Origin of the sequence: Kribbella sp. NPDC056345 (assembly GCF_042262745.1) — a bacterium.
Taxonomy (GTDB): domain Bacteria; phylum Actinomycetota; class Actinomycetes; order Propionibacteriales; family Kribbellaceae; genus Kribbella.
The window spans coordinates 740,741-766,888 of sequence record NZ_JBHJQQ010000004.1; the positions used below are offsets into that span (position 1 = coordinate 740,741).

A 26,148-nucleotide genomic window follows, 5' to 3' on the forward strand; every position below is an offset into this window, starting at 1 on the left:
ACACTGACTGGGGACGGCGACAGGGGAGTCGATGGGGAGACACTCGCACCAGGCGGTCACACGGACACGCTCAGTGCCGAAGGTGCTGGGCCTGACCCTGCTGGGTGCGTTGCTGCCCGGAATCGGGCTGATCCTCGGCGGCCGCCGGAAGATCGGTGCGTTCGTCCTCACCATCACCCTCGGGCTGGTCGGCCTCGGCGCGTACGTCGGTCTGACCCGGCGCGACGAAGTTCTGACCGCCGCGGTCGATCCGAGCTGGCTGCTGACCACCTCGGTCACGATCGCGGCGATCGCGCTGCTCTGGATCATCGTGATCGTCGCCTCGCACCGATCGTTGCGTCCGGCAACGGGCCGGGCCGGTGGCCGGGCGATCGGCGCGACCTTCGTCGGGGTCCTCTGCTTCGCGATCGCAGCCCCGACGGCCTTCGCCGTGCAGACCGTCCTGGCGCAGCGGACGCTGGTGCAGGATGTGTTCGTCGCGCAGGGCGAGAGCAAGAGCGCCACCCGGCCCAAGACGGTGAACGTCAAGGACCCGTGGGAGGACAAGCCGCGGCTCAACCTGCTGCTGCTCGGTGGTGACGACGCCCCGAGCCGGGAGGGCGTCCGCACCGACACGGTGATCGTGGCGAGTATCGACACCAAGACCGGTAACACGTCGCTGATCTCGATGCCGCGGCAGCTCACCTTCATGCCGTTCCCGAAGGACTCGCCGTTGTACAAGAAGTATCCGAACGGGTTCGGCAAGGAAGGGCTCAGCCTGGAAGGCCGGCTGGAGTGGATGCTGACCGCGATGTACCAGAACATCCCGGACGCGCACCCCGGCATCCTCGGTCCCTCCGACAACGAGGGCGCCGACGTACTGAAGCAGTCGGTCGGTGAGGCGACCGGGCTGAAGATCGACTACTACCTGCAGGTGAATCTGACCGGCTTCCCTGAGCTCGTGAACGCGCTCGGCGGGATCACCGTCAACGTCAATGAGCGGGTGGCGATGGGTGGGGTCAGCAGTGCGCACATCCCGCCGAAGGAGTGGATCGAGCCCGGCCCGAATCAGCACCTGGACGGGCGGCACGCGCTCTGGTTCGCCCGCGGCCGGTACAACGCCGACGACGATCAGCGGCAGATCCGCCAGCGCTGCACGATCAAGGCGATGGTCGACGCGGCCGACCCGGCGACGCTTGTCACGAAGTACCAGGCGATCGCGAAGGCCGGTCAGCACCTGCTCCGGACCGATATCCCGCAGGAGCTCCTGCCGGCGCTGGTTCAGCTCGCGCTCAAGGTCAAGTCGGGCACGGTCGCGAACATCAACCTTGATGTCTCGAAGCTGAAGATGAAGTACCTGCACCCTGACTACGAGGGGATGCGCGAGGCGATCGAGAAGGCGCTAGAGCAGCCGGCCCCGCCCGCGACGCCGCCGGGTAAGACCTCGCCGAAGACTCCGAAGACCCCTAAGACACCTTCGGATACCAAGACCACGCCGCCGCCGACGCAGAACCTCGTCGACGCCTGCGCCTACCAGCCGGACGGCGACCAGCCGAGCTGAGTCAGCCGACCGGGATGTCCCGGCCGAAGAGCGCTTTGGCCACCGAGGCGAGGTGCGGCGTGAGGTCGGCCTCGGTGGCCTTGGTGAGGCTGGGGGTGCCGACGGCGGTGCGGAGGATGCCGATGCCGAGCAGCCAGGCGCCGAAGAGCTCGGTCCGCAGATCCTTGTCCTCGTTGCCCTCGGCAAGCTCTGAGAGGACACCGAGGTAGCCGTCGCAGACCTGCTGGCGGACGCGGTCGCGCATGTCCTCGTGACTGGCCGAGCGCAGCATCGCGATCAGCGGATGCTCCCCGGCGTACTCCGCCCAGTCCTCGAAGACCAGCTGGCGCAGGAGTTTGGCCGGCAGCTCCTCGACCGGGCCGTCCGGGAGTACGACGGCCTCCTGTGAGGTGGCCATGGCCTCGCCGAACAGGCCTGACTTGGAACCGAAGTACCGGAACACGAGGGCCGCGTCCACCCCGACATCTCCGGCGACGTCGCGGACCGAGGTCCCGTCGTACCCATCGCGGGCGAAGCGCAGCCGCGCGCACTCCAGCAACCGGGCCCGGGTCGCCTCCCGGTCCCGCTTCCGCCCAGGCTGCTCGGTCATCCGGCCTCCAAGTCATCGAGTGTTGACATCGTACCCGTCGGCTGCCTAGCCTCTAAGTCACCGATCGATGACTTGAGGAGTGGGCTGATGCGCGACGTGGTGGTAGCCGGCGGTACGACGGGGATGGGGCGCGAGATCGCGCTGCACTACCTGCGGCAAGGGGCGCGGGTGACGGTGATCGGCAGTACGCCGGAGCGCGGGCGGACGTTTCTGGACGACACCGCCGGGTCGCCGGGGGAGGCGGCGTTCGTGGCCGCGGACCTGCTGTCGATCGCGGAGAACCGGCGGGTGATCACGGAGATCGAGAGCCGGCACGAATCGCTCGATGCGTTGGTGCTGACCGCGATGCTCCCGTTCATGAAGCGGCGGGAGACGGTGGACGGGCTGGAGGCGACGTTCGTTCTCTACTACCTGAGCCGCTTCCTGCTGAGCTACGGCCTGACCGACCTGCTGGAACGCGGCCAGACGCCGATCATCACGAACATCGGCGCAACGGGGATCACCAAGGGCGCAGTGCAATGGGACGACCTGCAGAGCACCCGGAAGTACAGCGTCGTGCGGACCGTCATGGCAAACGGCCGGGCGAACGACCTGCTGCCGATTCACTATCTGCAGAACCACCCGGACGGACGGACCAAGTACTTCGGCGTCCAACCGCCGTACACGCGCTCGGGGACCAACCACCTCCCGCAGCCGTTCCGGACCGTCAGCCGGGTGCTCGGGGCGATGTTCGCCAAGCCGCCGGCCGAGAGCGTGCGGGACACGCTCGCGGTGATGGACGCACAGCCCGCCGACCGGCTGATCCTGCGAGCGGTCGGTACGCCGGTCGATCCGGGGCTCCCGACCTTCGACCCGGCGAACGCGCGCCGGTTGTACGAGTTGACCGCGCCACTGATCGCCGAATCTCTGCGCGGATGAGTGTCGATCTGGCGTTCGGTCGCTCGACGTGAGAGTAAGAGACCGACCGAAAGGACAGCCATGCGCTACATGATCATCAACAAGGCCGACGCGGACAGCGAAGCCGGCAAGTTCCCGGCGCCCTCCGTGATGGAGGGTGTCGGCCAGGTCGTCGAAGACCTCTCGAAGGCCGGCGTCCTCCTGTTCGCCGAAGGAGTTCACCGCAGCTCCCTAGGAGCCCGAGTCCAGGTCGCCGACGGCCGCCGTACCGTCACCGACGGCCCCTTCGCCGAAACCAAGGAACTCATCGGCGGCGTGATGGTCGTCGAGGTCCGCTCCCGCGACGAAGCCATCGAATGGGCCGCCCGCCTGGCCGAAGCCCTCGGCAACGAGGTAGAAGTCCGCCGAGTAGTAGAAGAAGCCGACTTCGCCCCCACCTCCGACCTCTACACCCCCTAATCCACCCACCACCCAACCCGCCATCTGCACCCCAGGCGCCCACCACCTTCACCCCAACCACACGCCGACCACCTTCAACCGCCCCGCGTACCCGCCACCTCAACCACCCGCGCGAGCCACCCCCGTCCACGCCCGCCAGGCACCTCCTCAGCCACAGGCCCGGGGCTTGGATCCACAACAGACGGCCGCCGCGGCGGGTCGCACCTGCCACGCTCCCGGCCGCATCTGCAGGGCGGAGGCAGGCGACCATGCGGCCGAGAGTGTGGGTGCCTGGTGCTCGCCGCTCCGGCCGTCTGTTGTGAACGCAGAGCCTGCCGACTGTGGTTGAGGTGGTGGGTGGTTGGTGTGGGGGTCGTGGGTGCCGACTGTGGTTGAGGTGGTGGGTGCCGGCGTAAGGGTGGGTGGCTGCCGACTGTGGGTGGGTGGCTGGGGCGGTTGAGGTGGTGGGTGGTGCCTGGCGGGTGTGGGTGGCTGGGGTGCTGTGGTGGTTGCTGTTTGGGGTGGGGTGGGGTTTTATCGCGGGGTGACGGATGTGCACGGGGCGATTGATGCGGTGTGGCGGATCGAGTCGGCGCGGATTGTGGCGGGCGTGGCTCGGATTGTGCGGGATGTGGGGCTGGCTGAGGAGCTGGCGGGGGATGCGTTGGTGGCGGCGCTCGAGCAGTGGCCGGAGTCCGGCGTACCGAACAACCCGGGTGCCTGGTTGATGGCGATTGCCAAGCGGCGGGCGATCGACCTGATCCGGCGCAAGGAGACGTACCAGCGGAAGCTTGCCGAGATGGGGCATGAGCTGGAGATCGACGGGGAGAGCGTCGAGGACGACGTGGAGGCGATTCTCGAGGATCACATCGAGGACGACCTGCTGCGGCTGGTGTTCACGGCGTGCCATCCGGTGTTGACGATGGATGCTCGGGTGACGTTGACGCTGAAGTTGCTGGGTGGGTTGAAGACTGATGAGATCGCGCGCGCGTTCCTGGCGCCGGAGTCGACGATCGCGCAGCGGATCGTGCGGGCGAAGCGCAATCTCGCCAAGGCTGGGGTGGAGTTCGAGGTGCCGGCTGGGCCGGAGTTGCTCGATCGGTTGGGCAGCGTGCTCGAGGTTGTCTACCTGATCTACAACGAGGGCTACTCCGCGACCGCTGGCGACGACTGGATGCGGCCGGCGCTGTGTAATGAGGCGATGCGGCTCGGCCGGTTGCTGGTCGAGCTGATGCCGGAGGAACCCGAGGTCCTCGGACTGCTCGCCCTGATGGAGCTGCAGTCGTCGCGTGCGAACGCCCGGGTCGGCCCGGACGGTGAGCCTGTGCTCCTTCTGGAGCAGGATCGCCGTCGCTGGGACCGTCTCCTGATCAACCGCGGTCTGGCCGGTCTCGACCGTGCCTGGGCTCTCGATAAACCGCCCGGCGCGTACCTCCTGCAGGCCGCGATCGCCGCCTGCCACGCCCGCGCCACCGACCCCGACGACACGGACTGGGCCCGCATCGCCGGCCTGTACGCCGTACTCGCGCAGCTCGTCCCGTCGCCGGTCGTCGAACTCAACCGCGCGGTCGCGATCTCGATGGCGTTCGGTCCCGAACAGGGGCTGGCGGCGGTCGACGTACTCGCCGATGAGCCGTCCCTGAAGGACTACCACCTGCTGCCGAGTGTGCGCGGTGACCTGCTCTTCAAACTCGGCCGCCTCGACGAGGCCCGCAAGGAGTTCGAGAAGGCCGCCGGCCTCACCCGCAACGAACGCGAACGCACCCTTCTGCTCGAGCGCGCGGCCTCCTGCTGACAGACCACAGCCCGGGAGCCCCTTGCAGCGGAGGCTCCCGGGCTGGGGAGGGGTCTTACCAGATCTGGTTCACGCGGCTGCGCTCGGCGGAGTTCGGCCACGCGTTGGTGCAGGACGGGCCGGGCCCGCCACCGGACATCAACTCCGAGCACGGGCCAGAGTAGTGGTCCGGAAGGCCAAGAACGTGCCCGGTCTCGTGCGAGGTGATCCGGGTCGAGTCGTACTGCTGGGCCTGGCGGTAGTCGATGAAGATGAACCCGTGACCGCGCCCGTCGGTCGAGGCGTACGAACCGCGGGAGCTGTTGCCCTCGCGGTAGTAGAAGTCGCCGCCGCTGCTGACCTCGGCGAGGCGGACATCGGTGACGGACGAGTTCCAGATCTGCGTGCTCCGGTTGATCTGGGTCCGGAACGTCGGCGCGTTCACCCGGTAGGTGACGGTGACCGCGGCCAGCTTCTGGCCGGCCTTCGCCGCCTTGGCGTGCTTGGCGAGGGCGGACTTCATGACCGCGTCGTAGAACGCCTTGTTGGCGGCCACGTCTTCGGGCGATCCGGTGTACGACGACACGGTGGTCGGCGCGGCCTCCGGGACCGGTGCGGCGCTGGCGGACGTCACCGGCACGGCAAGTGCAGTGGCGAGTACGGCGAGGGATGTCAGGGCATGACGGTAGGACATGGGCGGGCCTCACTCCGTTGGGGCGGCGGATACGAATAGCGACCGGGGGACTACCTGTCGCTACATCTCCGGAGAATGCCAAACCTGTTCGCTGTCTGCATCCCCTCGCCGCCAACACAGGGGATAACCCGCACAATTCACCGCCGCCCCGCGAAAAACCCGCGATCCCGCATCGCCAAGGCAAGGGGATAACACCAACGGATAACCCGCGCGCTTACCCCTTCTGAGCCCTTGTGAAGGGGGGAGAAGGGGCAACGCCGGGGGATATCCGTCGGGCTACTTGGAGCGGGTGGCCAGCCAGGCGGCTGCGCCGGCACCGAGCAGTACGGCGCCTCCGACGGCGGCCGTGGTCTTGGGGTGCTGCTTCGTGAGCGCGGGGACCTGGGTCGCGGTGTCCTTGACGCGGAGACCGGCGTACCCGGCGTTGGTGCGGATCCGCTCACCGGCGATGCCGGCGTTCGCCTTCACTCGGCTGCCTGCCTCCGCGGCCGACTCCTTCAGGCGGCGTGGCACGTTCAGTTGGTGGGTGAGTTCCTGGACGGTGTCGGCCAGGTGCTGACGGGTCTGCTCGAGCTCGAGGCGCAAGGCCTCGGTCTCGGAGATGTCGTCGCGGTGCTTCATGAGGTGAGAGTCCCTTCCGGGTGATGGCCTCTGAGGGCTTCGATGTCCTCGTGGACACCCTCGACGGCACGTTGCGGAATGGGCGGAGTAGCTTGGCTGACATGACGCTTGCCCAGCAGCGCCGCGACCGCGGCGACGGCGAACAGCACGACGGCGACGATCAGTGCCGCCAGCCAGGCAGGTAGTACGACGGCGAGCCCGCAGATGGCCGCTGCGATCAGCGCGCCGAGCCCGTAGAGAGCGATCGTTCCGGCCCCACCGAACAGGCCGATACCGACACCGGCCTCCTTGCCCTTGTCCTTCAGCTCGGCCTTGGCCAGCTGCAACTCGTCCCGAACCAGCCGGCTCACATCGCTGGTCAGGTCACTCACCAGCGCGCCGACGTGCTCCTTCTGTACGACGTCTGAACGCGTGCTCATCCTCGGCCTCCCGTGATCGGCTCTCACGCCCAGTACCCAACTGGTTAGGTTGTGAACATGGACCAGACCGCCCTGAACGAGCTCATCCGCCGGTTCTTCGACGCCTTCGTCTCCGGCCCCGACTGCGACGAGCGGCTGGACGCCCTGCCGGAGCTCTTCATTCCGCAGGCCGTCATCGTGCGGACCTGCGGCAGCGAGCCACTGGCTTACACGGTCGACGAGTTCATCGCGCCCCGCCGTGCGCTCCTCACCGGCGGCACGCTCACCGGCTTCCGCGAGTGGGCGCTGGACGGCCGCCTCGACATCTTCGGCGATATCGCGCACTGGTACGGCGCCTATGCCAAGGAAGGCAGTCAGGACGGCGTCGCCTTCACCGGCCGCGGGATGAAGACGATGCAGTTCGTCCGGACCACCGCCGGTTGGCGGATCAGCGCTGCCGCCTGGGACGACGAGCGTCCAGGTGTCGCTATGTCGTGAGCATGATCGTCAACAGTTGATCACTGATGACGACTGTTGAGTTGAGGGTCACCACGGCACGGTTCCCCGCTACCGCCAGGGTGGCGGGCAGCGTCGTACCGGCGTGGGTGACGGTGACCGCGGTGGCTGGGCGGGCGGTTTCGAAGGCGAGGGTCTTCAGGCGCAGGCTGCCGTGCCGGACGTCCACGGTCGCCGTCTGCGAGGTCGCCGTACGGGTCTGGTGATAGCGGCCCCAGCCCTCAGCGGCCGTGAACGCGCAGGCGAACTCCTCAGGAGTGAGTCGCGGCGCGAACCCCAGATGACCGCGCGGCCCGTGGTACTCGTAGCCGCAGGCGGCCAGGTAGGTCCCGAAGCTCATCATCGCCCGCGCGTAGTGGTCGCTGGCCTCGATCTCGTTGTAGGGATTGCGTTTCTCGCCCCGATGCCGGTCGTAGATCGCCCGTGACACCGCCAGCCCTTCGGCCGTCATCCCTTCTGCGAACAGCTGCGCCGCGAACTGCCACTCCTGCCCGGTCCACACCTCGTTGAAGTACGGATGCCCACCCGCCTCGGTGGATCCGCCGTTCGGCCAGGCGACCATGATCGTGCCCGGTTCGTTGGCCGTCGTGTACACGCGGCCGGCGGGGAGGCCTGGCGGCCGGTACGCCGCTGGGTTCGGCTGGAAGTTGTTGCGGTACAGGCTCGTCAATGCCGTGCGCGCCTTGTCCGCCGCGAACACCCGCGGCAGTCCGAGCTGAGCGGCGTACGTCTGCCCGTACATCTGGTCCACGAACACACCCCGGTTCGTGTTCGCCGCCGCGGGCGCCCCGTCGACCTTCTGCACGTAGTAGCCGTAGGTCCCGTTCCACAACGATCCGTTCAGGTACGACGATCCGCGGTCGGCGATCGTGGTGTACCGGGTGGCCGCCGCGGTGTCACCCATCTCGGTCGCCATCGCGGACGCGGCCCGCAGCGCGGCGACGTACAGGCCGCTCAGCCATGGGATCTCGCCGAACCACTCGGTGTCCAAGGTGTTCCACTGCCCACCGCGGAAGATGCCGTCCTGGTCGGATCCGTCCCGCGCCGAGATCACGTACTCGACCGAGGTCTTCACCTTCGCCCAGACCCGGGTCAGGAACGCGGCGTCCGGAGCCATCTGGTGTTCGCGATAGATCCGCAGGATCGTGCCGCAGTGGCCGTCCGCGAACGACGAGGCCGCGTCACTCGACTCACCGCGGTTCGCGATCTCGCCGGTGGGTTTGTAGGCGATACCGAGGTCGACGCGCTCGCGGGTGTCGCGTTCGAGGTCGGGGAACAGTCGGCCGATCGCCTGGGCGTAGCTCCAGACGTGCTGGCAGGTTCCGTGGCAGCAGTAGACGCCTTCCCACGCGTAGAAACGGCCGTCGCTCCAGCGGTGACAGGTGCCGGTCGCGATCGTCGAGGTGTTGGCGAAGGTGCGCTCGAGAAACCAGTGCGGCAAGGTGGAATCGTCGTACCAGGTCCGTACCCACTCGCGCGTGCCTGCCTCCAGCCGCTCGAGATTCGCCCCAACATGCTCGGTCACCTGGCGGGCGGAGTTGAAGCGGGTGGCGTAGTGCCGGCGGAAGGTCGAACCGTTGGTGAGATGCCCGAAGTGCCGTCGTTCGGGTGTCGGATAGAACCAGCTCTGGACGAAGCGCAGCGTCCGCGATTCACCGGGCGCGAGGCGAACGCTGACCGCGACCGTGCCGACTTGCGTGTCCGAGCCATCCACCTCGGCCGGTCCGTCCGCCGCGTCGAACAGTTCGCTCGGCGTCGACCAAGCTGCGATCGATCGCCGTACGACGGCGCCCGGTTCGACTGTGGCCAACGCGAAACTGCCCGCATCGGTGCGGTCGGCAACGGGTTGCTGGCGGATCGGCCGGTCGCTGAAGATGATCCGGTCGACGTTGACATGGCCCCAGCCGCCGGTGGACTTGTCGATGATCTGGATCTGCGCGGACTTCCCGGCCCAACGACCGACCGACCAGCAGATCGCGTCCAGCGGTTCCATGTCCGCGCCGGTGGCGGTTGCGACCACGGCGCCGTCGACCAGCAGGTTGACCGCGGTTGTGGCCGGATTGCTACCACCGCCTGTCCACACAGTGATGTAGCGCCGGTCGATGGTGAACACCCGGCTGGTCAGGGTCCCTTGCGAGCCGTCGTGTGAGCCGTCGCGGAAGTTGTACGACGTCACGAATCGGCTGCCCGAAACGTTGAGCTCGGTGCGGTTGCCGAACGGTCGCCGGAAGTCCGCCGGGGTCTCGGCCACCGTCACCGGCCCCGCGCCGAACGCCGTACCGGTGACTGTCCAGCCTGAGTAGTTGGTGCGTTCCCAGTCCTCGAAGAGGATGTCGGCCCGGTCGGTGAAGGTGATGCTGCCGACGTTGATGTGCGCCCAGCTGCCGGTGACGTTGTCGACGACCTGGATCCGCGCGGTCTTGCCCTCGTAGTTGCCGACATCAAGCAATTGCCCGACGAGCGGTTCGCTGTTGGTGCCGGTCGCCGTGGCCACGACGTTGCCATCGACAACCACATTCACAGTCCCGCGATTACCGCCGCCGATCGCGACGGCGACGTACCGGCGGGAGATCTCGAACGGCGGGCTGGTCAACGTGCCCGTGCGGCCGTCCGGATCGCCGCTCAGACGGAAGTTGTACGACGTGACGAACCGCGATCCATGGACATTCAGATCGCCGTACCGCTGCATCAGGGCTGGAGTCTGCTCCGGCTTCACGGGTCCGCTTCCGAACGCATCCCCGGTGGTCGTCCAGGCGCCGTACGTGTCGCTGCCCCAGGTCTCGAAGACGATGTCGGCGCGGTCGCTGAAGACGATCCGGTCCACGTTCAGATGCGCCCAGGCACCGGATGCGTTGTCGACGAGGCGGACCTGTGCGGTCCGGCCCTGGTACGCCGAGATGTCGAGCACGCGAGTCTGCATCGGCTCGGTGTCCGCGCCGCTCGCGGTGGCCACGACGTTGCCGTCGACAACAACCTGCAGGGCGGTGGCGGAGCTGGCTCCGCCGCCGATGGATGCCGTTACGTAACGACGATTCACTACGAACGGCGGGCTGGTCAACGTGCCCAGGTGGGCGTCTGCGCCGCCGATGTCATTCGGGTTGGCGCGGTAGTTGTGCGAGGTGACGAACCGCGTCCCGTGCGCATTCAGATCCCCGAAGCGCTTCATGTACTCCGGTACGGCGGCCGCCGCGACCGGTCCGGAGCCGAAGGCCGTGCCGGTCGCCGTCCAGCCGTCGTACGTATCGCGTTCCCAGTCCTCGAAGAGGATGTCGGCTCGCGACGATGCCACCGGATCGACCGCCGACCACTCGATCCCGGACCCGAACGCGGTCGCGCGTTGCGTCGTCGGCTGGCTCCGGCGGCTGTCGAGGCAGACCGGATTCTCGGAGTACCCGAGCAGCGTCGCATCAACAGCCGCTGCCGACGTATTGCGCAGCGTGAACGCGAAGACCGTGGCCGGCAGCGTCGAGTCGAGCGTTTCCAACGGAGTGAACGGCGAGAACGCGTCGAGCGTGACCTCGACCGGGCTCGCGGTGCTCTTGTAGGACACGCGGCCGATCGGATACTGCCCGGTGAACCGCACATCGCTGAAACCCTTGGCATCGACGTACCGTGCAGTCGTGCCGGTGCGCAGCGCGAAGCCTTGCCGGAAGCGGGTGGCGCCTGGAGCATCGGCGGACAACGGCGCGACGTAATGCGTACCGGCGAAGTCGGCACCGCCGAGCGGATAACTCAAGGCGTTGGCAACATCCCACCCCCACATCCGCCCGTCACCTGACAGGTAGACCTGGCCCGCACAGCCACCACCGACTGGCATCCCGATCCTGGCGAGCGCCGTACCGGAGTAGACCGTCGGCTCGCCGCGATCCGCGAGGGCCGCGGCCTCGGCTGCACTGAGGGGTGCCCGGGGTGCGGCAACCGCACGGAGAGCATCCGGCGCGGCAAGCACGCCGAGACCGGCCGCGCTGATGGAGAGAAAAGTCCGCCGGGCAACGCCGGCCCGCGGGCAGGAGCCCCCGCAGGCGGGATTGTCGCAGGCGGACAGCGCGGAGGCAGGCGGATCGGGCTGGTCGTTCATCGTGGTCTCCCGGGGCGGTGGGGAACTCGTGCCAGCACCCTAGCCCGCGGGCCGCCCATCAGGAATCGATTTCCCCGTGGTGAAAAGGCCGAGGGCCCGGCGGACGAATCCACCGGGCCCTCGGGTACTACCCCGTTGTACTACTTCGAGCAGGTGTAGACGCTCGCGTTGTCCAGCCACCAGTTGGCCGGGATCAGGTCGGCGAAGTCCTTGCCGTGTTCGGTCCAGCGGAACTTCAGCTGCTTGCCCTGGAACTCGGTCACGTCCAGCCGGCTGGTCTCCCAGCCGCCCGAGTTGCCGTGCCAGGCGGCCGGCTCGTCGTCGAAGTTCGGGTCGACGGTCGGGCCGTTCGTCCAGCCCTTCAGCGCGGAGCTGTCCTGCCAGGTCGCGCCACCGTTGTCGGAGTACTCCAGGGTGGCGGTACCGGTGCGGACACCGAAGATGATGAAGACGTTGTAGAAGTTGTAGGCGTGCTGGAAGCGCAGGTACGTCTTCTGGGCCTTGACCTTGACGCTGTTCGCGGTCTGGATGCCGATCGCCTGATCGGGAGCGGTCACCATGCCGAACATGGAGTCGTCACCGTCCTTGCTGTACGACGTGTCGACCTGGGCACCGTCGACGCCCTCGGCCTTGCCGAGCACCCAGCCCTGGTCGCGGACGACCTTGCCGTCCGGGTACTCCTTGAAGCTGGTCTTGAGCAGGTTCTTGACCTTGGCGCCGGCGGTGTCGCAGACCGGGGCCTGGGCCGGGAGACCGACGGCCGGCTCCTTGTCCAGCTCGGTGGCCTTGATGGCCAGCTCGACCTGGGCGCAGTCCTTCTTCGTCATACCGGACTTCTTCTTCTTGGCCAGCTTGTCGCAGGTCGCGCGCAGGCCCTCGGCCAGGTCGCCGTAGTCGGCGCCCGTGGTGAGCACCTTCTGGGTCTCGTGCCACAGCACCTCGGAGCGGGCCAGGCCGATGCCGATCATCTTCTGGCCGTTGAAGCCGCCACCGTCGGCGATCAGGTACGCCGTCTTGTTGCCGACACCGGAGTTCAGGTGCACGCCGCCGTTGTCCTGGAAGAAGTCGTCGACGAACCAGTTCGCGCTGGTCATCTTGTCCGGGTCGTTGAACTTGGTCGGGTCGGACATGCTGCGGATCGAGCCGAGGCTCGAGCCCTCACCGATCTGCCAGCGGTTCTCGGGGGTGTCGTCCGCGGAGCCGTTGGTCAGGTCGACGAACTCGCCCATGATGTCGGACAGCGCCTCGTTGATGGCGCCGGACTCCCACAGGTAGGCCAGGCCGGAGGTGTGCTGGGTGACGCCGTGGGTCAGCTCGTGACCGGTGATGTCGTCGGTGCTGACTCCTTCACCGAAGGCCATCTGCTCGCCGTTCCAGAACGCGTTGGCGTAGGGGCAGCCGCCGTCGACGCAGATCCGGACCGTGCCGCGCAGGGCCTTGCCCTTGCCGTCGCCGTAGTCGACGCCGATCAGTTCGGTCAGGTCGGTACCCAGCGACTGGTAGGTGTCGGAGGTGTCACCGAAGAACTCGAAGACCTGGTTGACGTCCTGGACGTCGGAAGCCGGGCCGCCCTCCACGCGGCTCGGCTGGAACACCGTGCCACAGCGGACGTCCTCGCCACCGGTCTGGATGATCGCGCGGTTCGCGTCACACACGACGCGGTTGATCTTCTCGCTCAGGTCCCAGGCGAGCAGCGCCTGGCCGGAGGCGTGCACCATGGCCTGCCAGCGGACATCGCCGGCGCCGGTGACCTCGTACATGTAGACCGGGATGGCGACCGAGCCGGGCTGACGCGTCATCAGGCCCATGTCGAACCAGCGCGGGCCGGTCAGTTCGGCCTTCAGCTTCGAGACGTCGAGCTTGCCCTGCTTCGCGACCGCGGCCAGGGCCGACTCCAGCGCCTTGGCCTTGGCGGCGTCGGCCTTGTCGGCCGCCGGGAAGGCGCCGTACGTCGCCAGCGCGACCTCGCCGTTGGCGGACTCCAGCGCGCCGGCCTTGTCCAGGTTGGTGACGATCTCGCCGCCGAACACCTGCACACCGTCGATGGTCTGCTGGAAACGGGTCTGCGAGCCGTACTCCGACATCGAGGTACCGGTCGCGACCAGGTCGGCCGGTCGGGCACCGAAGTACGGCGCGACCGCGTCGACCTGAGCCTTCGCGACAGCTGCCGAGTCGGGCCGGCTGGTAGCAGCCTTGGCCGCCTTGGAAGCCACCGACTTCGGTGCCTTCAGCGGCGTGGTCGGGCGGACGGAGTGTGCGCGGCCGAGGGCATCGCGCTTGGTGACGATCCCGGCGCCGCCACCCGCAGGGGTGTCGAGCTGGCGGACCGACGGGCTCTTCGGAGCCGGGTCCGCGGTCGGAGCGCCGATGGCGGCGTTGGGTGCAGCCAAAGTCAAAGCGACTGCGCCGGCCGCGAGGCCGACGAGCCAGGTACGGGCTTTCACAGAATTCCTCCCAGTTCCGTCTGGCGCCGGGAACGCGACGAGCCCCCAAGCTCGTTCCCGGCCGGAACGTCCGGCCCCGTAGTGACAAGCGGGGCGGACGCTTGTTGACCGCACCCTGTCATCCGTCGACTCCGGATCGCGACCGGCTGTGATCCATGTCACATTGGTCTCCGAAGTACACGGGTTTTCCTCCTCTGCCCGGGTAATTTCCGGATTCTGCGCCGATCTGGCGGACGGTGTCGATTCGGTGGTGAGGTGTTCGACGCACTGCCAAAGCCACTAGTAAAGGAGCAGTGCCATGCACACCACGGTTTCCAAGGACGGTACGACGATCGCCTACGACCGGCGCGGCTCCGGCCCGGCGCTGGTCCTGGTCGACGGTGCCCTGTGCAGCCGCGCCCAGGGCCCGATGCCCGAGCTCGCGGAACTGCTCGCGGAAAGCTTCACCGTCTACAACTACGACCGGCGTGGCCGCGGTGACTCCGGTGACGCCGGAGAGTACGCGGTCGAGCGGGAGATCGAGGACCTGGCCGCGATCATCGAGGTCGCCGGCGGATCGGCGTACGTCTACGGCACCTCGTCCGGCGCGGCGCTCGCGCTGCGGGCCGCGAACGCCGGGCTGCCGATCGAGAAGCTGGTCGCGTTCGAGCCGCCGTTCGTGGTGGATGACAGCCGCAAGCAGATCCCGCGGAGCTGGGTCGCCGACCTCGAGGCGCTCGAGCCCGGCGCCGCCATCAAGTACTTCTTCACGAAGGGGATCGGGCTGCCCGGCTTCGTGGTGACGATGATGAAGCTGATGCCGGCCTGGAAGCCGATGAAGGCGATCGCGCACACCCTCCCGTACGACGCCCGGCTGCTCGGGCAGAACTGCTTCGGCGACCCGCTCGACGACGCGCAGTGGGCGGCGATCGACGTACCGGTGCTGGTGGTGAACGGTGGCAAGAGCCCGGCCTGGATGAAGACGTCGACGCGCGCGCTCGCGGCCGCCGTACCGGGTGCTGAGCACACCGAGGTGCCGGGGCAGAACCACGTGATCAAGGCATCGGCGATCGCGCCGGTGATCGCCGCGCACAGCACGAAGCCCCGGTGAACCGGTCGCGGTTCACCAGGGCTTCGGGGTGTGTCAGGCGCCGGTGATGAGTGCGCCGGCGCCGGCGCGGGCGGCGTCGAAACGCGCCTGGGCGTCGGCCCAGTTGACGACGTTCCACCAGGCCTTGACGTAGTCCGGCTTCACGTTCTTGTACTGCAGGTAGAAGGCGTGCTCCCACATGTCCAGCATCGCGATCGGGATCTGGCCGGCCGGCAGGTTGCCCTGCTGGTCGTACAGCTGGTGCACCAGCAGCTTGCCGCCCAGCGCGTCCCAGCCGAGGATCGCCCAGCCGGAACCCTGGATCGTGGTGGCGGCAGCGGTGAAGTGCGCCTGGAAACCGTCGAACGAACCGAAGGACTCGTCGATCGCGGCACCCAGCTCGCCGTCCGGCTTGTCGCCGCCGTCCGGTGACAGGTTCTTCCAGAAGATCGAGTGGTTGACGTGCCCGCCGAGGTTGAAGGCGAGCGTCTTCTCGAGGCCCACGATCGCGCCGAAGTCGCCCTTGTCGCGGGCCTCGGCCAGCTTGTCGAGGGTGTCGTTCAGACCCTTCACGTAGGTCGCGTGGTGCTTGGAGTGGTGCAGCTCCATGATCTCACCGGCGATGCTCGGTGCGAGTGCGCCGTAGTCGTAGGAAAGATCGGGAAGCGAATACGTGGTCAACTCTGCTCCTTCGTCGGGGCCCGTGGGGCCGGTATCGCCGCTGTCCTGGTGTCACCACCAGCTTGAAACTTCAACCACGGTTGAGGTCAAGACGCCACGCGGAAGATCCCGGCGGCACCTCCGACCGGTGCCCGATGCGACCGCCACCAACCCTCGGGCGCACCCATCGGACACCCCCAGCTTCACATACGCCCCCACGTACCCCGCCCCGGGTCTCAGTTCAGGTCGCTAACGACAGGTAGTAGGTATCTACGTAGACCGCCCGGCACGCTCAGCGAAGGAGCGGACCGGGCGTAGTGGACATATACGTACTGTCCTTGGCTACATCACCTGCAGGACGAGTTTGCCGCGGGTGCGACCGGACTCCTGCCGCCGGTGAGCTTCGGCGGCCTCGGTGAGCGGGAAGGCCTGCTCGACCTCGACCCGGACGGCGCCGGACTCGATCAGGCGGGCGATCTCGGTGAGCGCGTGGCCGTCCGGCTCGACGAGGTAGCCGGCCACTAGGACACCGGCCTGTTTCGCGGTTTCGAGCAGTTCGGGGGAGGTCCCGGACGGTACGGCGACCAGCAGGCCGCCGGGCTTGAGCACCTTGACCGACTGGCCCAGTGTGATTTCGCTGCCGATCAGATCCACCACGACGTCGATATCGCCGGTTGCCTCCTCGACCGAGGTCGAGTGGTAGTCGATGACCTCGTCTGCCCCGAGTTCGCGCAACCACGTGTGCTTGCCGGCGCTCGCCGTACCGATGACGTGGGCGCCCAGCGCCTTGGCGAACTGGACGGCCAGATGGCCGACTCCGCCCGCGGCCGCGTGGATCAGCACCCGCCGGCCCGGCTGTACGTCGGCCAGTGCGGTCAGGATCTGGTACGCCGTCAGTCCGGCCAGCGGGAGTGCGGCCGCCTCGACGTGATTGAGGGTGGCCGGTTTGCGGGCGAAGTGCCGGGACGGAGCGGTCACGTATTCGGCGTACGCCGATGCGGCTCGAGGGAACCACGGCATCCCGTAGACCTCGTCGCCGACCTGCAGGGTGTGGACTCCATGCCCGACCGCCTCGACGACACCCGACACATCCCATCCGAGGATGAAGGGCGGCTCACCCAGCAACCCGGCGACACCGCTACCGGTTCGGGTCTTGGCGTCCACCGGGTTCACTCCGGCGGCGTGCACGCGGACCAGGACCTCGGTCGGCAGTGGCTCGGGCCGGTCGACCTCGACCAGCTGCAGAACCTCCGGACCACCGAACTCTTTCTGACTGATAGCTCTCATGATCAGGAAGGTATCTGTGGGGCCCTAGTTTCCCGCAAGGGTCGCTGCTATCTTTTGGGAAGTATGAGCACCTTGTGCGCGACCGGGAAGCACGACAAGCACGACGTCTATGCGGCGCAGTGCCCGTGCCGTGATGTCCTCGACCTGCTCGCGAACAAGTGGGCCGCCCTCGCGATCGGTGCGCTGGAGGACGGCCCGCTGCGGTTCGGTGTGCTGCAACGGCAACTGCAGGGCATCAGCCCGAAGGTGCTGACGGCGACCCTGCGCCGCCTGGAGGAGAACGGCTTCCTGCACCGCGAGATCTACCCCGCGGTCCCGCTGCATGTGGAGTATTCGCTGACCGAGCTCGGCCACAGCGTCTCCGTGCCGCTGTCCGCGCTACGCACCTGGGTGGAGGCCAACCTCGACCAGCTGACGGCGTAGCGCCGGTTCGAATTCCTTCGGATCGTCGGCGAACCCGATGTGACCGCCGGGGAAGTACGTGGGGGTGATGCCGAGCAGTCCGGCCAGGGCGGTCGACGTCCGGTCGCACAGCTGACCGGCCGAGTCTTCGCCGATACCGACGACCACCTGTACGGCGCTCAGGCGGGCAATGTCCGGTTGCCAGGTGATCGACTCGCGCATCTCGTGTTCGAACCAGAACCGCTCATCCGCCACCACCTGCGGATCCCGCTCGCCACCGAACATCGCCTGCGCCACCCCGGGCGGCAGCGCGATATTCGCCAGCGCGAAGAACTGCTCCCAGGCGCCGACGACATCGCCGTTCAGGTAGTCGGCCATCATCGCCTCCGATTTCGCGAGTAACTCCGCGCCGTCCGGGACCAGTCGATCCAGCGGCGGCTCGTGCGCGATCACCGCCTGCACGGTCTCCGGATGGTCCTGCGCAAGCGCCAGCACGCTCACCGCTCCACCGCTCGAACCGAACGCCACGGCCGGCCCGCGGTCGACGTACCGGATCAGTCGCGCCAGGTCGTCGGCGCGCTGCTCGGGGGTCGACGTACCGCTCAGTTTGCTGCGGTTCACGCCTCGTGGATCCGTGGTCAGCACGGTGTAGCTGTCCGCGAGCAGGTCGGCGAGCGGTGCGAACGAGTCCGCATTCATCGGTGCGCCGACGAGTGCGACCAACGGTCCGCTGCCGCGCAGTTCGTAGTACAACTCGGCCTCAGGTACCACCAGTGTGTTGTTCATACCCCCTCCACGAACGGCGGGTCGTCCGATGGACACACCACCGCCAGAGCACTCTCCGCGGCCGAATAGACTTCGCCCAGGAATCCCCGAAGACGGCTTGAGGTTTGCTGTGCTCACCATGCAGGACGCGCTGATCGCGCTGACGAAGTACTGGACCGACCGGGGCTGCATGATCGTGCAGCCGTTCAACACCGAGGTCGGTGCCGGGACGCTGAACCCGGCGACGATCCTGCGGGTGCTCGGTCCCGAGCCGTGGCGGGTCGCCTATGTCGAGCCGAGTGTCCGGCCCGACGACGCCCGGTACGGCGAGAACCCGAACCGGCTGCAGACGCACACCCAGTTCCAGGTCGTGCTCAAGCCGGACCCGGGGAACCCGCAGGAGCTGTTCCTGGACAGCCTGACTGCGCTCGGGGTCGACATCCACGCCCACGACGTCCGGTTCGTCGAGGACAACTGGGCGAACCCGGCGACCGGCTCCTGGGGGCTCGGCTGGGAGGTCTGGCTGGACGGGCTGGAGATCACCCAGTTCACCTACTTCCAGCAGGCCGGCGGGATGACGCTGGACCCGGTGTCGGTGGAGATCACCTACGGCATCGAGCGGATCATGATGGCGCTGCAGGGGGTCTCGCACTTCAAGGACATCGCCTACGCCCCCGGCATCTCGTACGGCGAGGCTTTCGGCCAGGCCGAGTACGAGATGAGCCGGTATTACCTGGACGACGCCGACGTGGAGTCGCAGAAGCGCCTCTTCGAGGAGTACGCGAACGAGGCCCGCCGCCTGCTCGACCTGCGGCTGCCGGTGCCCGCGCACATCCAGGTGCTGCGCTGCTCGCACACCTTCAACGTCCTCGACGCCCGTGGTGCGGTCAGTACGACGGAGCGCGCGAAGGCCTTCTCGCGGATGCGCACGCTGGCCCGTGAGGTCGCTCAGCTCTGGGCAGAGCGCCGTACCGAGCTGGAGCACCCGCTGGGTACCGCCGAGCTCCCGCCGGCCGCCGAGGTGCCGACGACCTTCCCGGTGGCGACCGGGACCCGGCAGCTGACCTTCGAGATCGGCACCGAAGAGATGCCGCCGTCGGAGGTCACCAAGACCGCCGAGGCCGTGAAGGCCGCGCTGGCCGAGAAGCTGGGCGCGACCCGGCTCGGCCACGGCGCGATCACGGTCTACGCGACCCCGCGCCGCGTGGTCGCCTTCGTCGCCGAGGTGCAGGCCGGTGAGCCGGATGCCGAGCGCGTCAACCGCGGCCCGAAGAAGGTCGCCGCGTACGACGCCGACGGCAACGTGACCAAGGCCGCCGCCGGGTTCGCCCGCGGTCAGGGGGTCGAGGTCAGCGAGCTGCACACGCTGGACGTCGACGGCGTCGAGTACGTCGCTGTCACCAAGCCGGACCCGGGTCGCGGGGCGGCCGAGGTGCTGAGCGGTGTCCTGAGCGAGATCGTCGCCGGGCTGCGCTCGGACAAGAACATGCGGTGGAACGACGCCAAGCTTTCCTTCACCCGGCCGGTCCGCTGGCTGGTGGCGCTGCTCGGTGACGAGATCGTGCCGGTCTCGGTGTCGTCGCTGGCCGCCGGCCGGACGACGCGCGTGCACCGGACGGCCGCTCCGCCGAAGGTCGAGATCGCGTCCGCCGAGGGCTACCTGGACCTGCTCCGGATCCACGGCATCGAGGCCGACCCGGCGCGTCGTCGTCAGGTGATCATCGAGACCTCCGAGCGGCTGGCCGCCGAGGTCACCGGCAGTATCGACTTCGAGGCCGAGTCCGCGCTGCTCGACCAGATCGTCAACCTGGTCGAGGAGCCGACGCCGATCCTCGGCAACTTCTCGCCCGACTACCTCGACCTGCCGCCGGAGATCCTCACCACGGTGATGCGCAAGCACCAGCGGTACCTGCCGGTGCGTGGCGCCGACGGCAAGCTGCTGCCGCACTTCGTCGCCGTGGCGAACGGCTCGGTGAACGAGGCGACGGTCCGGAACGGCAACGAGGGTGTGCTGCGGGCGCGGTACGAGGACGCCGCGTTCTTCTGGCGCGCCGACCTCGAGACTCCGCTGGCCGACATGAAGGCCGAGCTGGACAAGCTCGCCTTCGAGGAGAAGCTCGGCTCGATGGCCGACCGCGCCGGCCGAATCGGCCGGATCGCGCTCGCCCTGGCCGCCGTAGCCGGCGTCTCGGACGACGATCTGGTGACGCTGACGAGGGCTGCCGAGCTGGCGAAGTTCGACCTGGGTTCGCAGATGGTGGTCGAGCTGACGTCACTCGCCGGGACGATGGCGCGTGAGTACGCCCGGCGTGCCGGTGAGACCGAGGCGGTCGCGCAGGCGCTGTACGACATGGAGCTGCCGCGTTCGGCCGGTGACCCGGTTCCGTCGACGACTCCGGGTGCGCTGCTGGCGCTCGCGGACCGCTTCGACCTGCTGGCCGGCCTGTTCGGCATCGGCGCCAAGCCGACCGGCAGCTCCGACCCGTTCGCGCTGCGACGCGCCGCCGGTGGTGTGGTCGCGATCCTGCGCGAGCACCCGTCGCTCCGGGCGATCACCCTTCCTGCGGGTCTGCAGGCAGCGGCCGCGGAGATCGGTGCGCAGGGCATCGACGTACCGGCGGAGTCGCTGGACGAGGTGGCCGAGTTCACCGTCCGGCGCTACGAGCAGCAGCTGATCGACCGCGGTGACGACCACCTGCAGGTGGCCGCAGTGTTGCCGTTGGCAACGGCCCCGGCGGTCGCCGACGAAACCCTGGCAAGCCTGCAGAAGCTGGTCGGCAGCGCCGACTTCGCGCAGCTGGTCGCCGTCCTGCAGCGGGTCCGCCGCATCGTGCCCGAGGGGACAGCCGCGGAGTACGACGCAGCCAAGCTCACCGAACCAGCCGAGCTAGCCCTGCACGAGGCCGTCCAAAAGGTCGGCCAGGCCCCCACCACCCTCGGCGACTTCGTCCCGGCGGCCCTGGTGCTGGTCGAACCAGTCACCACGTTCTTCGAGGACATCCTGGTCATGGCCGAAGACCCCGAGGTCAAAGCCGCCCGCCTAGGCCTCCTGGCCACCATCGGCACCCTCGCCGCCCCAGTCCTCGACTGGCAAGCCCTGGGTACGTCGCTCACCCCGACGGAGTAGCCGGCCAACCCCACCCGCGCCCCTCAACCGGGCGCGGGTGGTACCCGTTCGTTCCGGTCTACCCCGCCGCGCCGAGGAGCGGGATGAGGCGTTCGGCGATGAGGTGATAACCCTCCGGGCCTGGGTGGAGGCCGTCTGTGTAGAGGTCTCGGGGTTCGTTGCCGGTGAGGATGGTGCGGCCGTCGATCACCTGTACGGCGGGGTCGACGCGGGCGCCTAGTTCCACGCAGGTGCGGATGTCTTCGAGGGTGAGGCCGACGCCGTTCCGTTCGGTGTCGCGGTCGGGGACGGGGAGTGGGGTGATGACGACGATCGGGGTGGTCGGGTGGCCGGAGCGGACGGTTGCGATGAACGACTCGACCTGGCCCGGGAGGGTTCGGCCGCTGAAGGTGCAGCCGCCCTGGATGTTCACCCCGAGACACAGCGAGATCAGCCGGGCCGGGGTGTCCCGGATCGTCCGGGCGACCACCGGGTCCAGGTGACACTCGCCGGAGAACCCGAGGCACTTCAGGTCCCAGCCGTGATGCCGCGCCACCAGCGCCGGCCAGGTCTCGGAGGGACCAGCAGCCCCACTGCACTGCGTGATCGAACTCCCGTAGGTGATCCACCGCGGCCCACTCAACGCCACCGCCTCAGCCACACCGTCGAACTCCAGCCCGCGAACACCGATCTGCCCCGCCTGCGGCAACCAGATCTCAACCCTGAGACCCTCCGCGCTCGGCAGCTCCACGATCAGCTGGTTCGCACCTTCCTCGAGCTCACAGCGTTGGTGCAAGGAGCCGTTCACGAGGATGTCGAGTGGGGCAATTCGCCCGTAGATACCCTGTGCTGCGCGAACTTCGAGCCGGACCGCGGCTGCCGTCGTACGCCAGGCGCCGCGCACTCCGGCCGGTGTTGCCGCGCGTTCCCACAGTCGGTGGCCTGGCTTGGAGTCGTCGCCCAGCCAGTCGGTCAGGGCGAGGTTCTGGCCGCGGGGGTCCAGGCGCCAGTACGTCGACCAGCCGTCGGCGTCGATCTCCTCGTACTGGTACCCGCTCCACAATGACTCCGTCACGCGCCCACCCTCCGGATAACCTGCAGTCGAGACGCACAGCTTATGAGGAGGCACAATGCCGGTGACCGCTGCCGAGATCGCCGATCGCTCCCGGGGGATCGCGCCGTCTCTGCACGAGTACCTGCCGCCGACCCCGCTCCTCCCGTTCCACGGGTTCGGTGCGGACCTCGGGGTCGAGGTGCTGGCCAAGTGCGAACACCTTCAGCGCACCGGATCGTTCAAGGCGCGTGGGGCGCTGGCGAAGATCCTCACCCTGACCGATGCCGAGCGGCAGGCGGGCGTGGTCACCGCTTCCTCCGGCAACCACGGTCTCGGCGTCGCCAACGCACTCGCCCTGCTCGGTGGGCGCGCGATCGTCTACCTGCCTGAGAACGCGGCCACGAGCAAGGTCGCGGCACTCCGCCGGCTCGGCGCCGAGCTCCGGGCCGAGGGCAACGACACCGGTGCCCAGGAGCTGAAGGCACGGGCTTATGCGGACGAACACGGGCTCACCTACGTCTCGCCGTACAACGACGCCGACGTGATCGCCGGCCAGGGAACCATCGGGGTCGAGCTCGTCAAACAACTGAAGGGCGAGCCGCTCGACGCAGTCGTGGTCGCGGTCGGTGGCGGTGGTCTGATCAGTGGGGTCGCGGCCGTGCTCAAGCAGCAACTGCCCGGCATCAAGGTGTACGGCGCCTCCCCGGCCGCTGATGCGGCAATGGCGGAGTCGGTTGCGGCCGGCCGGATTGTCACCGTGGACGCGAAGCCGACGCTCTCCGACGGTACGGCGGGCAGTGTCGAGCCCGGCTCGATCACCTTCGACCTGTGCCGGGAGCTCGTCGACGAGTGGATCATCGTCGACGAATCCGCGATCCGCGACGCGTTGCGGGCGGTCATCGACACCGAGCACCACCTGATCGAGGGGTCGGCCGCGATGGCGTTCGCGGCTGCCCGGACGATCCCCGCGGGCCGGGTGGCCGTGGTGTCGTGTGGGGCCAATATCTCGTCGAAGACCCTGGCCGAGGTGCTGGCTTGAGGGAGCTGGTCATCCTCGGCACCGGAAGTCAGGTGCCCTCCCGCGAACGCACCCAGAACGGGTACTTCCTGCGCTGGGACGAGGACGGGTTCCTGTTCGATCCGGGGGAGGGGACCCAACGGCAGATGCTGTACGCCGGGGTCGCGGCCGGCGCGATCACGCGGCTCTGCATCACCCACTTCCACGGCGACCACTGTCTCGGCGTACCGGGAATCGTGCAGCGACTGTCACTGGACGACGTACCGCATGCTGTCCGCGCGCACTATCCCGCGTCCGGTCAGGAGTACTTCGACCGCCTGCGGTACGCCGCTTCGTTCTACGAGCGGGCCGAGTTGCTGGAGGAACCGGTGGAGGAGGACGGTCTGCTGGCCGTCGGTCCGTTCGGTCAGTTGTGGGCGCGGCGACTGGAGCATTCGCTCGAATCGTTCGGCTACCAGTTGATCGAGCCCGACGGCCGCCGGATGCTGCCCGACCAGCTCAAGGCGTTCGGCGTCATCGGTCCGGATGTCTCCCGCCTGCAACGAGCCGGCGTACTCGAGGTCGACGGCCGCACGGTCCACCTCGACCAGGTCAGCGAACCTCGCCCCGGCCAGCGCTTCGCGTTCATCATGGACACCCGCCTCTGCGAGAACGTGCTGGCGTTGGCGGATCAGGCCGACCTCCTGGTGATCGAGTCCACCTACCTCTCCGCCGAAGCCGACCTGGCCCGTCGCTTCGGTCACCTCACCGCCCGCCAGGCGGCCCGGGTCGCTCAGGAATGCGGCGTCCGCAAACTCGTCCTCACCCACTTCTCCCAGCGCTACCTGGAACCTGAGCGCTTCTACGAAGAAGCGGCTGCTGAGTTCTCCGGGGAAATCGTGGTCGCCTCGGATCTTTCGCGAACCCCCGTCCCAGCCCGCCGCTGACGGGCTGGGACCGGGCGGTCAGCAGCCGCCGCTGATCTCGCAGATCTCGGCGCGGTTGGTGGTCACCTTGAGGGTGTCGTACCAGATCCAGGAGTCGGTGGTCGGGGCGAACTCGGTCGTCGCGCCGCCGGCGAACGAGGAGAACATCGCCGCGTCGACCAGATCCGCATTACGCACGAAACGCAGGCCGGTGATCTTGGCCGCCGAGACTCCGTTGAACCAGACCTCGATCTCGCCGTCCGCGTTCGCATTCCCGTTGGTGACGGTATTGACCCGGACCTTCTGCGCGACATGCATCCAGGCGCCGCGCGGGTATTTGATCACCTCGCCGCCGGCCTTGGTCAGATTCCGGTAATCGCCGTACGTTCCGGTCTGGTCCATGTGGTAATAGTAAATTGCGGCCTGGCCGCTGCTGCGCCAGATCAAGCGCGAAGTGAAGCCGTTGTAGCCGGTGCAGGTGGTGCCGCCCGAGCAGCCCGCGCCGCCGCGCAGTCCGACGCCGATCTTGCCGGCGTACTGGGTGGTGCCCCAGCTGAAGGTGGGGCTGAAGCGGATCCACTGGGACACGTAGTACTCGCGGCCTTTGGTGACCGTGAACGGCGCCTGCGCACCGGAATCGGCCGGGCCGATCTTTCCCTTCGGATAGAAGACGCGCAGTGATTTCGTGCCGGAGTGGGCGGTGCTGCTGTCGATCACGGCGCGGCCGCTGTTGAACCCCTCCGACCAGGGTGCGCTCCAGCCGTCGGCGGCCCACTCGCTCGAGGTGTAGGCGGCGCCCGCGGCCGGTCGCTCGAAGCCGTTCCATTTCACGGCGCTGGTCTGCGCGGCCGAGGTCGCGACCTGACCGGCGGTGAGCAGAATGCCGGTGCTCAGTGCGGCGAACAATCTCTTCTTCATGATGATCCTCTATTCATTCTCATTGTCCGGAATGAATTCACGGGATAAATCCACCGGGATTTCGAGAATGATGGCCACGAGGACAACGTGCCGTCAATGGGTAATACCATTCATGTGCAGGTCGTTCCTGCGTCATTCCCGCTCAGGCGTTGTCGGCGAGGAAGTCGTCGATGAGTGCGTTGACCTCGGCGGGGGATTCGAGCGCGGCCAGATGGGCGGACTGTTCCAGTACGACGAAGCGCGCGCCGGGGATCGAGTCGGCCATCAGCTCGGTCTCCGCGACCGGGAAGGTCACGTCCTCGGCGCCGGCCACGACCAGGACCGGCGTGCGAATCCGGCCGAAGAGGGTGCGTTGGTCGGGGCGGCGGGGGACGACGCTGGTGACGGCGTGCATGCCGGACCGCACGTGTACCTGCTGGGCCAGTTGCTTGACTGTGGCAACGACTTCGGGCTTCTCGCGTTTCGCCGTCGGTCCGAGGAACGCGTCGACCACGGGACCGACCAGTGGGCCGCGGATCCCGCCGAGCAAGCGGGCAGTCGCGGTGAGGGCGCCGTACTCGAGTTTCTGGCGCGCGTTCGACGGCGACGCGGTCGCATTCATCAACACAGCAACGCCGATCCGGTCCGGATGGAGCGCGGCGAACGTGCCGCCGATCATCCCGCCCCAACTGTTGCCGATGACATGGACCTTCTCGACGGCCAGCTCGTCGATGATCGCCACGATGACGTCCGCGCACTGCTCAAAACTGAACGGTCCGGCAAGATCCGAGCTCCCGCCGTGCCCCGGCGGATCCACCAGCAGCACCTGATAACGGTCGGCGAAGTGCGCAGCCTGCGCGGCCCACAACGTCCCGTCCATCAGCAGACTCGGCCAGAACAGCATCGCTTCCCCGGATCCCCCGACCCGCACGCGGATCCGCCCCAGCACCGTCTCGACGTACCGATCCTCGACCCCGGTCAGCGACATGACCGCAC

At 68.1% G+C, this 26,148-nt stretch carries 22 protein-coding genes; 10 read left to right on the forward strand and 12 right to left on the reverse strand.

Annotation, left to right across the window (positions count from 1 at the left end):
• The first annotated feature begins 73 nt into the window (after nt 1-73).
• On the forward strand, nt 74-1,540 hold the full coding sequence (locus tag ACFCV3_RS18440) for an LCP family protein (protein ID WP_376031212.1): 1,467 nt from the start codon (nt 74-76) through the stop codon (nt 1,538-1,540).
• 1 nt (nt 1,541) lies between these two features.
• Here ACFCV3_RS18440 and ACFCV3_RS18445 read toward each other — a convergent pair whose 3' ends face one another.
• The gene (locus ACFCV3_RS18445) at nt 1,542-2,129 is read right to left on the reverse strand and encodes a TetR/AcrR family transcriptional regulator (protein ID WP_376031214.1); all 588 of its coding nucleotides are present in this window, start codon (nt 2,127-2,129) and stop codon (nt 1,542-1,544) included.
• Nucleotides 2,130-2,216: 87 nt separating this feature from the next.
• On the opposite strand from ACFCV3_RS18445, the gene ACFCV3_RS18450 reads away from it, so the two are divergent.
• From ACFCV3_RS18450 to ACFCV3_RS18460, 3 genes are all read left to right on the forward strand, one after another.
• Nucleotides 2,217-3,047 (forward strand): SDR family NAD(P)-dependent oxidoreductase, encoded by an 831-nt coding sequence (locus ACFCV3_RS18450; protein ID WP_376031216.1) that lies wholly within the window; start codon nt 2,217-2,219, stop codon nt 3,045-3,047.
• 60 nt (nt 3,048-3,107) lie between these two features.
• The gene (locus ACFCV3_RS18455; RefSeq protein WP_376031218.1) at nt 3,108-3,485 is read left to right on the forward strand and encodes a YciI family protein; all 378 of its coding nucleotides are present in this window, start codon (nt 3,108-3,110) and stop codon (nt 3,483-3,485) included.
• Between the two features lie 523 nt (nt 3,486-4,008).
• Nucleotides 4,009-5,259: an RNA polymerase sigma factor gene (locus ACFCV3_RS18460; protein ID WP_376031220.1), complete on the forward strand. Its 1,251-nt coding sequence runs from the start codon at nt 4,009-4,011 to the stop codon at nt 5,257-5,259.
• A gap of 55 nt (nt 5,260-5,314) precedes the next feature.
• Here the strand turns inward: ACFCV3_RS18460 and snpA are convergent, their stop codons facing one another.
• The 3 genes from snpA to ACFCV3_RS18475 form a co-directional block, all read right to left on the reverse strand.
• Complete coding sequence (gene snpA / locus ACFCV3_RS18465) at nt 5,315-5,932, reverse strand: snapalysin (protein ID WP_376031222.1); 618 nt, start codon at nt 5,930-5,932, stop codon at nt 5,315-5,317.
• A 276-nt stretch (nt 5,933-6,208) separates the two neighbouring features.
• Nucleotides 6,209-6,553: a DUF3618 domain-containing protein gene (locus ACFCV3_RS18470; RefSeq protein ID WP_376031224.1), complete on the reverse strand. Its 345-nt coding sequence runs from the start codon at nt 6,551-6,553 to the stop codon at nt 6,209-6,211.
• Nucleotides 6,550-6,972, reverse strand: a complete 423-nt coding sequence (locus ACFCV3_RS18475) for a phage holin family protein (protein WP_376031226.1) — start codon at nt 6,970-6,972, stop codon at nt 6,550-6,552. The genes ACFCV3_RS18470 and ACFCV3_RS18475 overlap by 4 nt, the downstream gene beginning before the upstream one ends.
• Before the next feature lie 57 nt (nt 6,973-7,029).
• On the opposite strand from ACFCV3_RS18475, the gene ACFCV3_RS18480 reads away from it, so the two are divergent.
• Complete coding sequence (locus tag ACFCV3_RS18480) at nt 7,030-7,449, forward strand: DUF4440 domain-containing protein (protein WP_376031228.1); 420 nt, start codon at nt 7,030-7,032, stop codon at nt 7,447-7,449.
• Here the strand turns inward: ACFCV3_RS18480 and ACFCV3_RS18485 are convergent.
• Entirely contained in the window at nt 7,439-11,545 is a 4,107-nt protein-coding gene (locus tag ACFCV3_RS18485) for a GH116 family glycosyl hydrolase (protein WP_376031230.1), read from the reverse strand. The two genes, ACFCV3_RS18480 and ACFCV3_RS18485, sit on opposite strands and share 11 nt — an antisense overlap.
• Before the next feature lie 140 nt (nt 11,546-11,685).
• A complete protein-coding gene (locus tag ACFCV3_RS18490; protein ID WP_376031232.1) occupies nt 11,686-13,989 on the reverse strand; it encodes a M4 family metallopeptidase in 2,304 nt (767 codons plus the stop codon).
• 298 nt (nt 13,990-14,287) lie between these two features.
• Here ACFCV3_RS18490 and ACFCV3_RS18495 point away from each other — a divergent pair, with 298 nt between their 5' ends.
• Entirely contained in the window at nt 14,288-15,079 is a 792-nt protein-coding gene (locus ACFCV3_RS18495) for an alpha/beta fold hydrolase (protein WP_376031234.1), read from the forward strand.
• 33 nt (nt 15,080-15,112) lie between these two features.
• Here ACFCV3_RS18495 and ACFCV3_RS18500 read toward each other — a convergent pair whose 3' ends face one another.
• Both ACFCV3_RS18500 and ACFCV3_RS18505 read right to left on the reverse strand, forming a co-directional pair.
• Entirely contained in the window at nt 15,113-15,739 is a 627-nt protein-coding gene (locus tag ACFCV3_RS18500) for a superoxide dismutase (RefSeq protein ID WP_376031236.1), read from the reverse strand.
• A 321-nt stretch (nt 15,740-16,060) separates the two neighbouring features.
• Complete coding sequence (locus tag ACFCV3_RS18505) at nt 16,061-17,005, reverse strand: NADP-dependent oxidoreductase (RefSeq protein ID WP_376031238.1); 945 nt, start codon at nt 17,003-17,005, stop codon at nt 16,061-16,063.
• A 63-nt stretch (nt 17,006-17,068) separates the two neighbouring features.
• On the opposite strand from ACFCV3_RS18505, the gene ACFCV3_RS18510 reads away from it, so the two are divergent.
• Entirely contained in the window at nt 17,069-17,428 is a 360-nt protein-coding gene (locus tag ACFCV3_RS18510; protein ID WP_376031240.1) for a winged helix-turn-helix transcriptional regulator, read from the forward strand.
• Here the strand turns inward: ACFCV3_RS18510 and ACFCV3_RS18515 are convergent.
• Entirely contained in the window at nt 17,384-18,193 is an 810-nt protein-coding gene (locus tag ACFCV3_RS18515; RefSeq protein WP_376031242.1) for an alpha/beta fold hydrolase, read from the reverse strand. The genes ACFCV3_RS18510 and ACFCV3_RS18515 overlap by 45 nt on opposite strands.
• Before the next feature lie 118 nt (nt 18,194-18,311).
• Between ACFCV3_RS18515 and ACFCV3_RS18520 the strand changes: the two genes are divergently transcribed.
• Nucleotides 18,312-21,299, forward strand: coding sequence for a glycine--tRNA ligase (locus ACFCV3_RS18520; RefSeq protein ID WP_376031362.1), 2,988 nt, complete (start codon nt 18,312-18,314; stop codon nt 21,297-21,299).
• A 58-nt stretch (nt 21,300-21,357) separates the two neighbouring features.
• Here the strand turns inward: ACFCV3_RS18520 and ACFCV3_RS18525 are convergent, their stop codons facing one another.
• A complete protein-coding gene (locus ACFCV3_RS18525; protein WP_376031244.1) occupies nt 21,358-22,353 on the reverse strand; it encodes a GDSL-type esterase/lipase family protein in 996 nt (331 codons plus the stop codon).
• Nucleotides 22,354-22,408: 55 nt separating this feature from the next.
• Between ACFCV3_RS18525 and ACFCV3_RS18530 the strand changes: the two genes are divergently transcribed.
• Together ACFCV3_RS18530 and ACFCV3_RS18535 are read left to right on the forward strand one after the other, a co-directional pair.
• Nucleotides 22,409-23,371, forward strand: a complete 963-nt coding sequence (locus ACFCV3_RS18530) for a pyridoxal-phosphate dependent enzyme (RefSeq protein ID WP_376031246.1) — start codon at nt 22,409-22,411, stop codon at nt 23,369-23,371.
• Nucleotides 23,368-24,276, forward strand: coding sequence for a ribonuclease Z (locus ACFCV3_RS18535; RefSeq protein WP_376031248.1), 909 nt, complete (start codon nt 23,368-23,370; stop codon nt 24,274-24,276). The genes ACFCV3_RS18530 and ACFCV3_RS18535 overlap by 4 nt, the downstream gene beginning before the upstream one ends.
• An 18-nt stretch (nt 24,277-24,294) precedes the next feature.
• Here ACFCV3_RS18535 and ACFCV3_RS18540 read toward each other — a convergent pair whose 3' ends face one another.
• Together ACFCV3_RS18540 and ACFCV3_RS18545 are read right to left on the reverse strand one after the other, a co-directional pair.
• On the reverse strand, nt 24,295-25,173 hold the full coding sequence (locus tag ACFCV3_RS18540; RefSeq protein ID WP_376031250.1) for a polysaccharide lyase: 879 nt from the start codon (nt 25,171-25,173) through the stop codon (nt 24,295-24,297).
• A gap of 142 nt (nt 25,174-25,315) precedes the next feature.
• Nucleotides 25,316-26,140 carry an alpha/beta fold hydrolase gene (locus ACFCV3_RS18545; protein ID WP_376031252.1) on the reverse strand — a complete coding sequence of 275 codons (825 nt, stop codon included), beginning with the start codon at nt 26,138-26,140 and terminating at the stop codon, nt 25,316-25,318.
• Nucleotides 26,141-26,148: the final 8 nt, after the last annotated feature.

Bases quoted from the DNA above. Each gene is read 5' to 3' on its own strand.
- ACFCV3_RS18445 (WP_376031214.1), bottom strand. From the start codon at position 2,129: ATGACCGAGCAGCCTGGGCGGAAGCGGGACCGGGAGGCGACCCGGGCC.
- ACFCV3_RS18450 (WP_376031216.1), top strand. From the start codon at position 2,217: ATGCGCGACGTGGTGGTAGCCGGCGGTACGACGGGGATGGGGCGCGAG.
- ACFCV3_RS18455 (WP_376031218.1), top strand. From the start codon at position 3,108: ATGCGCTACATGATCATCAACAAGGCCGACGCGGACAGCGAAGCCGGC.
- snpA (WP_376031222.1), bottom strand. From the start codon at position 5,932: ATGTCCTACCGTCATGCCCTGACATCCCTCGCCGTACTCGCCACTGCA.
- ACFCV3_RS18470 (WP_376031224.1), bottom strand. From the start codon at position 6,553: ATGAAGCACCGCGACGACATCTCCGAGACCGAGGCCTTGCGCCTCGAG.
- ACFCV3_RS18475 (WP_376031226.1), bottom strand. From the start codon at position 6,972: ATGAGCACGCGTTCAGACGTCGTACAGAAGGAGCACGTCGGCGCGCTG.
- ACFCV3_RS18480 (WP_376031228.1), top strand. From the start codon at position 7,030: ATGGACCAGACCGCCCTGAACGAGCTCATCCGCCGGTTCTTCGACGCC.
- ACFCV3_RS18485 (WP_376031230.1), bottom strand. From the start codon at position 11,545: ATGAACGACCAGCCCGATCCGCCTGCCTCCGCGCTGTCCGCCTGCGAC.
- ACFCV3_RS18495 (WP_376031234.1), top strand. From the start codon at position 14,288: ATGCACACCACGGTTTCCAAGGACGGTACGACGATCGCCTACGACCGG.
- ACFCV3_RS18505 (WP_376031238.1), bottom strand. From the start codon at position 17,005: ATGAGAGCTATCAGTCAGAAAGAGTTCGGTGGTCCGGAGGTTCTGCAG.
- ACFCV3_RS18510 (WP_376031240.1), top strand. From the start codon at position 17,069: ATGAGCACCTTGTGCGCGACCGGGAAGCACGACAAGCACGACGTCTAT.
- ACFCV3_RS18515 (WP_376031242.1), bottom strand. From the start codon at position 18,193: ATGAACAACACACTGGTGGTACCTGAGGCCGAGTTGTACTACGAACTG.
- ACFCV3_RS18520 (WP_376031362.1), top strand. From the start codon at position 18,312: ATGCAGGACGCGCTGATCGCGCTGACGAAGTACTGGACCGACCGGGGC.
- ACFCV3_RS18530 (WP_376031246.1), top strand. From the start codon at position 22,409: ATGCCGGTGACCGCTGCCGAGATCGCCGATCGCTCCCGGGGGATCGCG.
- ACFCV3_RS18540 (WP_376031250.1), bottom strand. From the start codon at position 25,173: ATGAAGAAGAGATTGTTCGCCGCACTGAGCACCGGCATTCTGCTCACC.
- ACFCV3_RS18545 (WP_376031252.1), bottom strand. From the start codon at position 26,140: ATGTCGCTGACCGGGGTCGAGGATCGGTACGTCGAGACGGTGCTGGGG.